Genomic DNA, 9,969 nt, shown 5'->3' with positions numbered 1-9,969 from the left:
AGGGTCAGCCGGGAGGAGACCGCCGATGCCGCGCGGGGAGATCGACGAGGCCTGGATCGAGGAGGCGGTGCGGCGCTACCGGCGCATCGAGACCCTGCAGGCCGAGTTCGACCAGGCGGTGGCGACGGTCGAGGTCACCGTCCGCTCCCCGGACGGGCTGGTCGAGGTGGTGGTGACGGCCGGCGGACGGATCACCGGCGTGCGCTTCCTCGGCCCGCTGCACCAGCGCAGTCCACGGGACGTAGCCGGTTCGGTGCAGGCCGCGATCACCGCCGCCGCCGACGCCGCCGAGTGGGCCCGGGAGAAGCTGCACAACGAGACCTTCGCGGCCTACCGGCCGCTGGCGGGAGCCTGACATGGAGACGCTGCGCGCCCTGGCCGTCCGCCTCGAGGAGGCCAGCGCCACCCTCGACACCCTGTCCCGTACGGTGACCGCGGCCGACCCGGCCCACCCCGCCTTCGGCGCCCACGCCACCGGCCGGCCGGGCGAGATCGGCCGGGCGCTGCACCGGCAGTGGGCCACCGCCACCGGCGACCGGGCCCACGAGGCGCACACCGCCGCGATCCGGCTGGCCGCCGCCGCGTCCGCCCTGCGCGAAGCCGCCGACCGCTACACGGCGACCGACGAGTCCGCCCAGCGCCGGTTCCGCCGGGAGGCGTGATGGACGCCCTGGACCGCCTCGCCGAGCCGGGGCTCGACCTGCTCGCCCGGGTCGACACGTTGCTCGCCGCCGGTGCGCCCGAGGGGCACCGGCTCTGGCCGCTGCTGCGCCGCATGCAGGTGCTCCCCGGCGAGGCCGTGCGCGAGTTCCTCGAGCTGCACCCGGCGCCGCTGGCCGGCGCCGGCCACGCGGTGCGCCGGCTCGTCCGGGGGTACGACGACACCTGCGCGATGCTCACCGACCCGGTCGCCTGGTCCGGGCCGGCCGCCGCCGCGTACGACGAAGCCCGCAACGCCCTGCTCCGGCACCTCGACGAGGGGTCGGAGAGCCTGGTCGGGCGGCTGGAGTCGACGGCCGGCTACGCTGACGCGCTGGCCGACTGGGTGGAGGGCAGCCGGCTCGCCCTGGCCCGGGCGCTGGCCGAGGTGCTGCGCTCGGCCGAGGCGGTCACCGTGCACGTGGCCGGCCGGCCAGGGGTGGACGCCGGGCGGGCCGGGGCACTGGCGGCGGCCGAGATCGCGGCCCGGGTGCTCGGGGTGCTCGGCGTGGCGTACGACGGGGCGGAGACGCTGCTGCGCCAATGGGCGCCGAGCCTGGCGGAGACGAGCTGGCGGGACCGGCCGACCGGCCCGTCCCACCTCGGCGGGGCCACCCGGATCGGCCACTGACCTCGGCACGCCCGCGCGCCGGCCGCGGCCCCGACACGGGCCACGACGTCGCACGCCGAACCGGCCGTGGCCGGGCTCCGGCGGCGACGCCGTGGCCTTCCCCTGCACCCCCCGCAGGTCTGCCTTCACTCAACGCGGTCGGCCGCCATTTGTCCTGCGGCTCGCTCATGTTTCAGCCGTCCGGGCGAGGATCACGGCACGATGGTCGGGCGCGGGTCGGTCGAGTCGACAATCATGGATCGCTGCGCGGGGTGACCGGACGACGACGACCGGCCGGGCCGGAACCGGTCCGAGGTCGTAGGGTGAAGGGCATGGGCATGCTCTGCGCGGTCAGTTTCAACCGGTACGGGCGCCTCTACTACCTCGACCCGGGTGAGTTGCGCCCGCAGGTGGGCGACCGGGTGCTGGTGCCCACCGACGAGGGCCCGGAGGTGGCCGAGTGCGTCTGGGCCGCGCAGTGGGTCAGCGAGGACACCGCCGGTTTCCCCAAGCTGGCCGGGCTGGCCGAGGAGGAGGACCTGCGCCGCGACGAGCTGCTGCGCCGGCGCAAGGCGGACGCCAAGGTCGCCGCCAAGCGGCTGATCCGCGAGCACGGGCTGCCGATGAAGGTGGTGGCGGTCGACCACGTCCTCGCCACGCCGGAGAACGGCAGTGACCGCACCACCATCTACTTCACCGCGCCCCACCGGGTGGACTTCCGCTCGCTGGTCCGCGACCTGGGGGCGACCCTGCACTGCCGGGTCGAGCTGCGGCAGCTCTCCGCCCGCGACTCGGCGCGGGTGCAGGGCGGCATCGGGTCCTGCGGCCGGGATCTCTGCTGCGCCACCTTCCTCAACGACTTCGAGCCGGTCACCACCCGGATGGCCAAGGACCAGGACCTGCCGCTCAACCCGCTGCGTATCTCCGGCGCGTGCGGCCGGCTGATGTGCTGCCTGAAGTACGAGCATCCGCTCTACCAGCGGTTCCAGGAGTCCGCCCCGGCCATCGGGAGCCGGGTCTCCACGCCGGAGGGCGAGGGCAAGGTCGTCGGCCACAGCGTCCCGCGGGACTCGGTCACCGTCCGCCTGGACGCCGACGGCTCCCGCTGCTCATGCAGCCGCGCCTCCGTCTGCGCCCCCCGCCAGGCCCACGACCACCACTACTCCCCCTGACCCCCACCCCCCGGCGGCCCCGCCCCGCCGGCCCCCGCGATGACCAAGGAGTTTGCTTCAGAAATCGCCGCTGCGGTGACGCAAACTCCTTGATCAACATCGCTGGGCGCAGTCAGCGGAGGACGATGGGGGGCTCGGCTAGGCGGGGTTGCAGGGGGGCCTTGGGGAGCAGCCAGGAGGCGCTGGGGGACTGGTCGGGGTTGAGTTGCCACGCGTGCGAGACCTTGTCGAGGGCGATCGGGTAGATCGTCAGCGTGCCGTCGGGATCGAACCGGAAGCGCAGGAACGACTTGGAGTCCTCGATGCCCTGGGCGGCGAAGAGCTCGTTGAGGTTCACCCCGAACGATCCCGCCACCAGCAGGTAGAGCGCGACGAGCTGGCTGGCGACCAGGCCGCTCACCGGCCCGTACAACACCGCGGCGGCGGCCAACGGCAGCGGCCAGGGCCAGTCGTAGAAGGGCAGCTGCAACCAGAGCCAGGTGCCGGCGGCGGCCAGCGCCACCTGGGCCAGACCGTGCGAGACGCCGAGGATCCAGTGCCGGGCGTGCCGTTTCCCGCCGGCGCTGGGCGGCTTGGCGAAGAAGGCCGCGCTCAGCATGGTCACCACCAGCATGATCACCAGGGGGACGCTGAACAGCCGCTGCTCGCTGGTGCCCACGTGGTTCGCCGCCACCCCGGCCATGGCCAGCATCAGCAGCGTGTGCAAGGTGCCCAGCAGGGTGGTGAAACCCGGGTTGCGGAACGGCAGCCGGGCGAAGATTCCCCAGCCGTAGCGGCGCGAGCGCGCCTTGTCCGGGTAGCGGGCCGCCAGGTCGTACTGCCGGGTGCGGCTGGCGCGGCGGGCGAGCGTGTCGCGCGGCGGCACCTCCAGCCGTTCCGGCAGCTCATGCGTCGGGTAGAGGTAGGCGCCGCCGCCCCCGCAGGTGATGAGCTGCCGCTCCGGGCCGCGGTAGCGGGCGTAGTGGTGCAGGTCGCCGGAGACCAGCAGCCGCACCTGCGCCCCGGTGGGGGCGATGATCGTACGGATGAAGTAGTCGATCGAGTCGTACGCGGTGGGATGGTCGACGGACTTGACCCAGGTGGGCGCGGGCACCGCGAGAACGACCTTCGAGCGTGGGGTGAGCTTGCGGGCGACCTCGTCGAAGTAGGTGAGCTGCGGGTCGTCCAGGTACGACCCGGACTGGTCGTCCAGCCCGAGCAGCCACCAGTCTGCCGGCAGTTCCACGGCGAAGTACGAGCGGGACTGGCCGGTGCCCCAGCCGGCGAAATGCCGGTCCCGGGAGCGGACGAAGAGCCGCAGGAAGGCGGTCAGCCCGTCGTACCAGTCGTGGTTGCCGGGGACCGCGAAGAGCGTCGGCCGGTCCGGCGGCGACACCGGCAGCGCGGCCTGGTACGGCCCCTTGCACCGGTCCTCGTACGCCTCGTAGGACGCCGACGGGTAGACCTCGTCGCCGCCCATCACCAGGGTCTGCCCCCGTGGCAGCCGGTGCCCGTCGACCTCCAGTTCCGGCCGGGCGAGCAGGTACGCCACCGAGTACGTGGCGTCGAAGCCGTCACCCAGGTCGGCCACGTAGTCCAGCCACAGCCCACCGTCCGGCCCGACCTGCCGGAACGTGCCGTCGCCGAAGGCGTTCTGCAGCTCCCGCTTGTCCAGGTACGCCCCGAACAGCATCGCCAGCAGCGTACGCAGGCCGGTCTGGATCAGCAGCAGCGGCGCGAGCCAGGGGACCGGCTTGCGCGGCGTGAACCCCAGCTCCAGGGGGTCGAGACTGCGCGGGCGGCGGGAGGCCCGCTCGCCGGGGTGCGCCTCGGGGATCGACTGCGGTGGTGGGGGCACGTGGTCGTCGCTCACCCGCCGCAGGTTAGTCGTCCCGGAACGCGAGCGCTCTCCCCGGAACGTACGGAACCGGCCTCGATGTCCGGATCCTGCGGCGGGGGGATCCCGTTCGGCTTCCGGCGGGCGGTGCCGTACACTTGACGATCGTTGCCGCCTTAGCTCAGTCGGCTAGAGCGACGCACTCGTAATGCGTAGGTCGACGGTTCGATTCCGTCAGGCGGCTCGGTGCAGAAGCCCAGGTCAACGGCCTGGGCTTCGCCGTTTCCCGAGGTCGATTACGCCACCGCCAGTGGTGCCAGTCCGCAAATAGTCCGCATCCCGTGCGGCGACCGCCTCGTCCAGCCGGTTGGCGACCGCGTCCAGGTCGTCACCGAGCAGCCCCGCGTACACGTCCAGGGTCATCGACGCCGAGGCGCGCCCGAGCATCCGCTGCACCGCCTTGACGTTCGCACCCCGACAGTGAGCGTGAGAGCTCGGCAGGATCGCTCGATTCGCCAGACCGGTCAGCGGGTCGCGCAGCGAGGCCCGAGCCGGAGCCAGGCGCTCGGCAATATCTCTGCCGAATACGGCTCTTATAGATCAAGGCGGCGCCGGCCCGGCCCCGGCCTGCTGGCGACCTCCGGCCGGCATCGGCCGGGCCGGCCGGCCACGCTGGCGGTCGGAATCAAGGGCATGAAGGGCTGAGGCGGGACGATCGCGATCGGGGTTGCTCCCCGTCGACGTTGGGGCGATCGGCTGCCGCGCAGCAGCTCGTGGGCACTGCCTGCGGCTCGATGACGACGAGGACCAGGAGGTGACCCATCCCCCCGGGTGCCCGATCCTCTACGCCACCCGGCCGGCATCAAGGGCGCTGCGCGTCGGCACGCCGATGGCCTACGGCCACCCTTAACCCCGACCGGGCGCCGCAGTCCTTGGCACCTATCAGGGGATGGGAGCAGTGTGGCCGCCAGGTTCGAACGCTCGCCTGACTGCCGGACCCGCAGTCACGCCCCACCCCGGCGGCGCTTGTCGGCGTCTTGGATCGCGTGCCGGACCGCAAGACGGATCACCCAGTAGAGAACGAAGAGGCTCAGCGCGTAGAAGGGAACGGCTGCGAGTAGGGCATCCATGATCGCGAACCCTAGAGATCAGCCGCCCGGCCCGCTACAGCCATTCGTACAGCCAAGCGCGCTCGCTGGCACCGACGCTGCCAGACAACGACGGACGGGCTGACCAGGAGCGAAGCCACCCGACCAGCCATCCGCGATCTTCTTCTAATCCCAACGCCTCAGGTTCGACCCCTACCCCGTTACCGGGAGGTAGGGCTACTGCCTGCCGCCTTGCCGCTCGATCACCGACTGCCCGTCTTCGCCAGCGAAGCCAACCTGGGTCATGACGCTCAGAGTCGCAGCATTCTCATTGGCGATTGTCGCCTCCACACGCTCGACCAGGGTTGCGAAGGCTGTGACGTCGTCCAGGTCGGTGTACACCCCGGTCCGTGTGGGTGCGTCGCCGGACGTGTTGCAGGCGATGGTGAAGACGTTCGCGCAGGCGTTGATGTCCGCCGAGGCGGACGCGATCTGCGGCGCCGGGTATGGGCAGCGCAGCGACGAGCGGGTGAACTCTCGCAATGGCTATCGGCATCGGGAATGGGACACCCGCGCCGGGACGATCGACCTGGCTATCCCGAAGCTGCGGCAGGGCAGCTATTTCCCGGACTGGCTGCTGACGCACCGCCGGCGGGCTGAGCAGGCCCTGGTCTCCGTGGATGCCACGAGTTACCTGCTCGGGGTGTCCACCCGCCGGGTGGAGAAGTTGGTCGAGCAACTGGGGATCCGGCAGCTGTCGAAGTCGCAGGTCTCTGAGATGGCCGCCCACCTGGACGCGCAAGTCGAGGCGTTCCGCAACCGGCCCCTCGACTCAGGCCATTACACGTTCGTGTGGATGGACGCGTTGACGATGAAGGTCCGCGAGGCGGTCGCACCGTCAACGTCCACGCTCTGATCGCGGTCGGGGTCAACGCCGACGGCCAACGTGAAGTCCTCGGCCTCGACGTGGCCTCGGATGAGGACGGCGCCGGATGGCTGGCGTTTCTGCGATCGCTGACCGCCCGCGGCCTGACCGGTATCCGACTGGTCATCTCCGACGCCCACGCCGGACTCGTCCAGGCGGTTCGGCGGATCGCAGCCCCGGGACCAGCGGACGCTTTCCGCGCCGACGATCCTGGATGCCAGAACAGCCACCAGCATCGTCTCCTCGCCATGCTCGGCGGCCCTCAGTCGTACCTCTGCTCGGCCCCGCGAGCCGGCGAGCGGGCTGACGCAGGCAAGATCCGGTGGCCTGGCGGGCCGGATCGACAAGCCGGGAATCACCTGGCCATCATGCCGAGTGCGCGCCAGGCCATCATGGTGGTCGCCTATCCACTTCCGGCGGCCTCGCCGCCGAGCCTGCCCTGCTTCGGGCGGCGGTGAGTGCCGTCCCACGAACCTGTCGAGCGGAGCTTCAGAGGCCGCGCCGGTCCTCGCGTTCGGCGCGTCGGGCCTCGCGCTCCGCGCGCTTGCGCTCGCGCTGCTCCCGGCTCCACTGCTTACGCCGTTCCAGGTCCTGCTTCCACAGGTCCCGCTGGATCTGGGAGCCGCCCTGGACGGCGTTGTCGACGGTCGCCGGGCCGGCGAGGTTCTTGAACACCCAGCCCAGGAGCCGCCCGCCCTCGCCGGAGGCCTTCTTCTCCTGGTCAGCCATAGCACGCTCCCTCGCCGAACCGTTGGACGTCCAACAGTTTGTGCACCAACGGTTGGTAGGCTAACAGGGTGACGGAGAGCAGCGGTGGCACGGGTGGGCGGACGGAGATCGACGACCCGCTGGCTCTGGAGCAGCAGGTCTGCTTCGCCCTTTCCGTCGCCGCCCGCGGGGTGGTGGCGGTCTACCGCCCGTTGCTCGAACCGATGGGCCTGACCCACCCGCAGTACCTGGTGATGCTCGCCCTCTGGCAGCACGCGCCGCTGTCCGTACGCGAGCTGAGCCGGCTGCTGCAGCTGGACCCGGGCACCCTGTCGCCGCTGCTCAAGCGGCTGGAGGCGATCGGCTACCTGCGCCGGGAGCGCGACCCCGCCGACGAGCGCAGCCTCGCCGTGACGCTCACCGCCAAGGGGTGGGCGCTGCGCGGCGAGGCCGAGCGGATTCCCCCGGCGATCGTCGAACGGCTGGGCATGCCGATCGAGGACCTCAGAAAGCTGCACGCCACGCTGACCGAGGTCATCGAGGCGGCTCGGCAGGCGTCGAAGGCGGCGCCACCGACGGCCGACAAGGGGGCGTGAGCCCGGTCGGTGGACCGCACGCCGCAGCCCGCGGCGACGACCCGCCGGTTACCCGGGTAGCCGCCTCACTGCCGCATGATCCAGATGTCCAGCGGCGCGCTGAGGGAACCGACCACCTGCCAGCCGGCGCGGCGGTAGACCTCGACGTTCGCCGGGTTGCTGGTCTCCAGGACCGCCGGCAGGCCGTCCGCCTCGGCGCGGCGCAGCCCGGCTCGCATGACGGCGTGTCCCCAGCGCCGGCCGGCGTGGTCGGGGTGGGTGCCCAGGACGCCGAGGTACCAGAACGGGGCGGTCGGCAGCGCGCGGTGCACGGCGTCCTCGTAGGCGCGGACCCGGGCGAGCGCGTCGGCCGGGAGCTGGGCGGCGAGGTCGTCGTCCAGCAAACCGCCGCCCGTGGCGGGAGGTTCCCAGATGGCCACCGAGGCACCGCCCTCGATTGTCCAGACCGTCCGCCGGTGCACCCGCCTGTCGAAGAGGTGGCCGAAGAAGGCGGTGGCGTACCGGGGGTAGGTCGCCTCGTCAGGAAAGAGGTGTCGCAGCACCGGGTCTTCGGTGAACGCGGCCACCAGCGAGGCGACGACTCGTGGGCGGTCCGCCCGGGTGGCGACGGTGATCTCCGGTGTGCTCACAGCGCCCGACGGTAGCGCGCCCGGGCGTACGAACGAAGTGGTCCCGGCGGGCGCGGCGCGCGCCCACCGGGCTCACTCCGGCGGGGAGGGGAACGGTCAGAGGTTGCGGCGCGGGTCGGCCGGGTCGGCCGGGAAGGCGCCATTAGCCCGCTGCGCCGGCAGGTCGGTCACGACGTACCCGGTCTCGGTCTCCGGCGCGGGCTCGTCGTCGGTGTCCGCGCGGTGCCTGGCCGCGTCGGGGGTGCCGAGGGTACGGCCGTCGTCGATCGTCCCGCGCCAAGCGCCCGTCTCGACGCCCCGGCGCTCGATGTACGTCTTGAACTTCTCCAGGTCGGCCTCGGCCCGCTTCGCCACGATGTGCAGCTTGTCGCCGGTCTTCTCGACCAGCCCCTCCGGCTCGTACTCGAGGGAGAGCCGGACCTCGGTGCGGTCGGCGCCGATGGGCTGGAAGTAGACCTCGCCGGCGTTGGTGGCGCCGCTGGTGGCCGCCCAGGCCACCTTCCGGTCCGGCACCTGCTCCAGCACCGTGGCGTCCCATTCGCGCTTCACGCCCGCGATCTCGGCGACCCAGTGCATCCGCCGGTCGTCGAGCTGGCGTACCTCCTGGACACCGTCCATGAACCGTGGGAACTCCTCGAACTGGGTCCACTGGTTGTACGCGGTGCTGACCGGCACGTCGACCTCGATGGACTTCTCCACCTTCGTGGTCATCGATCCTCCTCGTCGTTCAATCGTCCGCACCTGAATCCGTACCCTGGGAGATCCGGCTCAACCACGATGACCGGCGACCGTTGCGCAAACCTGCTGAATGCCACTCGGGCACCAGCCCGTCCTTCGAGAACGCCTCCCCGTACCGGCTTGGGGGCCGGTCTCAGCCGTCCTCGCGGTCCGGGTTCTCCAGCCGGAAGAAGTTGCTCCGCTTCCCGTCGGAGCGCTCCTCCTGGTAGATGAAGTTGAGCCGGCGCTCGTCGAAGGCGCGGAACCACTCCTCCCAGCTGATCTCGCGGAGCCGCTGCTCCCGGCCGTTGGCCGGGAAGTCGAACCGCAGTACCCCGGCGTGGCCGTCGTGCTCGGTGCCGTCCACCGTGGCCGGGACGCCCTTGCGTGCCTCGGCCCACCGCCGGATCACCTCGTGGTCGGTGGTGACCAGGCTGCGGCCGGGCCGCTCCGGCTCGTCGTCGACCGAGGTGATCTCCTGCGCGTACCGGACGGACCGGGAGGTCTGCGCGCCGGTACGGACGCCGCCGCCCCGCGCGCCGCCGCCGGCCCGGCCGGAGTCGTCGCGCAGGCTCCGGACCAGGGCCCTGACCAGGTCGGCCTTGTGCATGTCCGAGGTGCCGCCGACGCCCCGGTCGCGCAGCCGGCGGCGCAGTTCGTCGACCTTGAGCCCGGCGATCTCGCTCTCGTTCACGTCGGGGGTGTTCGGGGTCTGGTTGCCCGGCGGGTTCGTGGTCGCGGTCGATCCGCTGCCGCGCCGCGAGGTGCTCTTCGTGGGCATCGCACATCATCCTTCCTCGACCCGGGTCCAGGGGGTTCCAGCGCCGCCGTGACGCGGTGGGCCGTCCCCTGATCAGTACCCTCAGCCGACCGGCCAAACATGGCCGGTCGGCCGCGGCCCGGGTGAGGGTCAGACGTAGAGGTTGCGCAGGTAGTCCGGGCCGTAGTGGCGCTCCAGCGCGGCCAGATCCTGCCCCGGGGCCTCGACCTCCTTGACCAGCCGGGCCCG

12 protein-coding genes, 1 tRNA gene and 3 pseudogenes are annotated in these 9,969 nt (G+C 72.0%); 8 read left to right on the top strand and 8 right to left on the bottom strand.

Going from position 1 to position 9,969, the window contains the following annotated elements:
- Positions 1 to 25: 25 nt before the first annotated feature.
- The 4 genes from ONA70_RS31195 to ONA70_RS31180 all read left to right on the top strand — a co-directional run bounded on the left by ONA70_RS31195 (position 26) and on the right by ONA70_RS31180 (position 2,481).
- Positions 26 to 355: a YbaB/EbfC family nucleoid-associated protein gene (locus ONA70_RS31195; protein WP_265010072.1), complete on the top strand. Its 330-nt coding sequence runs from the start codon at positions 26 to 28 to the stop codon at positions 353 to 355.
- A gap of 1 nt (position 356) precedes the next feature.
- Positions 357 to 662 carry a hypothetical protein gene (locus tag ONA70_RS31190; protein WP_265010069.1) on the top strand — a complete coding sequence of 102 codons (306 nt, stop codon included), beginning with the start codon at positions 357 to 359 and terminating at the stop codon, positions 660 to 662.
- Complete coding sequence (locus ONA70_RS31185; RefSeq protein ID WP_265010068.1) at positions 662 to 1,330, top strand: hypothetical protein; 669 nt, start codon at positions 662 to 664, stop codon at positions 1,328 to 1,330. The genes ONA70_RS31190 and ONA70_RS31185 overlap by 1 nt, the downstream gene beginning before the upstream one ends.
- 311 nt (positions 1,331 to 1,641) lie before the next feature.
- Positions 1,642 to 2,481 (top strand): PSP1 domain-containing protein, encoded by an 840-nt coding sequence (locus tag ONA70_RS31180; protein ID WP_265010067.1) that lies wholly within the window; start codon positions 1,642 to 1,644, stop codon positions 2,479 to 2,481.
- Positions 2,482 to 2,593: 112 nt separating this feature from the next.
- On the opposite strand, the gene ONA70_RS31175 is transcribed toward ONA70_RS31180, so the two are convergent.
- Positions 2,594 to 4,333 (bottom strand): metallophosphoesterase family protein, encoded by a 1,740-nt coding sequence (locus tag ONA70_RS31175; protein ID WP_406601284.1) that lies wholly within the window; start codon positions 4,331 to 4,333, stop codon positions 2,594 to 2,596.
- A gap of 134 nt (positions 4,334 to 4,467) precedes the next feature.
- Here ONA70_RS31175 and ONA70_RS31170 point away from each other — a divergent pair.
- Together ONA70_RS31170 and ONA70_RS31165 are read left to right on the top strand one after the other, a co-directional pair.
- Positions 4,468 to 4,541, top strand: a tRNA-Thr gene (locus ONA70_RS31170).
- A gap of 2 nt (positions 4,542 to 4,543) precedes the next feature.
- Complete coding sequence (locus ONA70_RS31165; RefSeq protein ID WP_265010066.1) at positions 4,544 to 5,002, top strand: hypothetical protein; 459 nt, start codon at positions 4,544 to 4,546, stop codon at positions 5,000 to 5,002.
- A 299-nt stretch (positions 5,003 to 5,301) separates the two neighbouring features.
- On the opposite strand, the gene ONA70_RS31160 is transcribed toward ONA70_RS31165, so the two are convergent.
- Together ONA70_RS31160 and ONA70_RS31155 are read right to left on the bottom strand one after the other, a co-directional pair.
- Positions 5,302 to 5,427 carry a hypothetical protein gene (locus tag ONA70_RS31160; protein ID WP_265010065.1) on the bottom strand — a complete coding sequence of 42 codons (126 nt, stop codon included), beginning with the start codon at positions 5,425 to 5,427 and terminating at the stop codon, positions 5,302 to 5,304.
- Between the two features lie 195 nt (positions 5,428 to 5,622).
- Complete coding sequence (locus tag ONA70_RS31155; RefSeq protein WP_265010073.1) at positions 5,623 to 5,787, bottom strand: hypothetical protein; 165 nt, start codon at positions 5,785 to 5,787, stop codon at positions 5,623 to 5,625.
- On the opposite strand from ONA70_RS31155, the pseudogene ONA70_RS31150 reads away from it, so the two are divergent.
- Positions 5,762 to 6,471 (top strand): annotated as a pseudogene (locus ONA70_RS31150) (IS256 family transposase); the annotation flags it as partial. The gene ONA70_RS31155 and the pseudogene ONA70_RS31150 sit on opposite strands and share 26 nt — an antisense overlap.
- 328 nt (positions 6,472 to 6,799) lie before the next feature.
- Here the strand turns inward: ONA70_RS31150 and ONA70_RS31145 are convergent.
- Positions 6,800 to 7,039, bottom strand: a complete 240-nt coding sequence (locus ONA70_RS31145; RefSeq protein ID WP_265010064.1) for a hypothetical protein — start codon at positions 7,037 to 7,039, stop codon at positions 6,800 to 6,802.
- 107 nt (positions 7,040 to 7,146) lie between these two features.
- Between ONA70_RS31145 and ONA70_RS31140 the strand changes: the two genes are divergently transcribed.
- Positions 7,147 to 7,614 carry a MarR family winged helix-turn-helix transcriptional regulator gene (locus tag ONA70_RS31140; RefSeq protein WP_265010070.1) on the top strand — a complete coding sequence of 156 codons (468 nt, stop codon included), beginning with the start codon at positions 7,147 to 7,149 and terminating at the stop codon, positions 7,612 to 7,614.
- Positions 7,615 to 7,679: 65 nt separating this feature from the next.
- On the opposite strand, the gene ONA70_RS31135 is transcribed toward ONA70_RS31140, so the two are convergent.
- From ONA70_RS31135 to ONA70_RS36750, 4 genes and pseudogenes are all read right to left on the bottom strand, one after another.
- Entirely contained in the window at positions 7,680 to 8,243 is a 564-nt protein-coding gene (locus ONA70_RS31135; protein ID WP_265010063.1) for a GNAT family N-acetyltransferase, read from the bottom strand.
- Positions 8,244 to 8,504: 261 nt separating this feature from the next.
- Positions 8,505 to 8,954: pseudogene (locus ONA70_RS31130) on the bottom strand (SRPBCC family protein); the annotation flags it as partial.
- A 160-nt stretch (positions 8,955 to 9,114) separates the two neighbouring features.
- Positions 9,115 to 9,741, bottom strand: a complete 627-nt coding sequence (locus ONA70_RS31125; protein WP_265010062.1) for a hypothetical protein — start codon at positions 9,739 to 9,741, stop codon at positions 9,115 to 9,117.
- A 129-nt stretch (positions 9,742 to 9,870) separates the two neighbouring features.
- A pseudogene (locus ONA70_RS36750) lies at positions 9,871 to 9,969 on the bottom strand (pyridoxamine 5'-phosphate oxidase family protein); the annotation flags it as partial.

Origin of the sequence: Micromonospora yasonensis, from assembly GCF_026013475.1 — a bacterium.
GTDB classification, from domain to species: Bacteria; Actinomycetota; Actinomycetes; order Mycobacteriales; family Micromonosporaceae; genus Micromonospora; species Micromonospora yasonensis.
The sequence above is the reverse complement of the archived record's forward strand: the minus strand, read 5'-3'. Positions and strand labels throughout refer to the sequence as shown.

Excerpts from the sequence above, each read along its gene's own strand:
- ONA70_RS31180 (WP_265010067.1), top strand. The coding sequence starts at position 1,642 with ATGGGCATGCTCTGCGCGGTCAGTTTCAACCGGTACGGGCGCCTCTAC.
- ONA70_RS31125 (WP_265010062.1), bottom strand. The coding sequence starts at position 9,741 with ATGCCCACGAAGAGCACCTCGCGGCGCGGCAGCGGATCGACCGCGACC.
- ONA70_RS31195 (WP_265010072.1), top strand. The coding sequence starts at position 26 with ATGCCGCGCGGGGAGATCGACGAGGCCTGGATCGAGGAGGCGGTGCGG.
- ONA70_RS31185 (WP_265010068.1), top strand. The coding sequence starts at position 662 with ATGGACGCCCTGGACCGCCTCGCCGAGCCGGGGCTCGACCTGCTCGCC.
- ONA70_RS31160 (WP_265010065.1), bottom strand. The coding sequence starts at position 5,427 with ATGGATGCCCTACTCGCAGCCGTTCCCTTCTACGCGCTGAGCCTCTTC.
- ONA70_RS31145 (WP_265010064.1), bottom strand. The coding sequence starts at position 7,039 with ATGGCTGACCAGGAGAAGAAGGCCTCCGGCGAGGGCGGGCGGCTCCTG.
- ONA70_RS31190 (WP_265010069.1), top strand. The coding sequence starts at position 357 with ATGGAGACGCTGCGCGCCCTGGCCGTCCGCCTCGAGGAGGCCAGCGCC.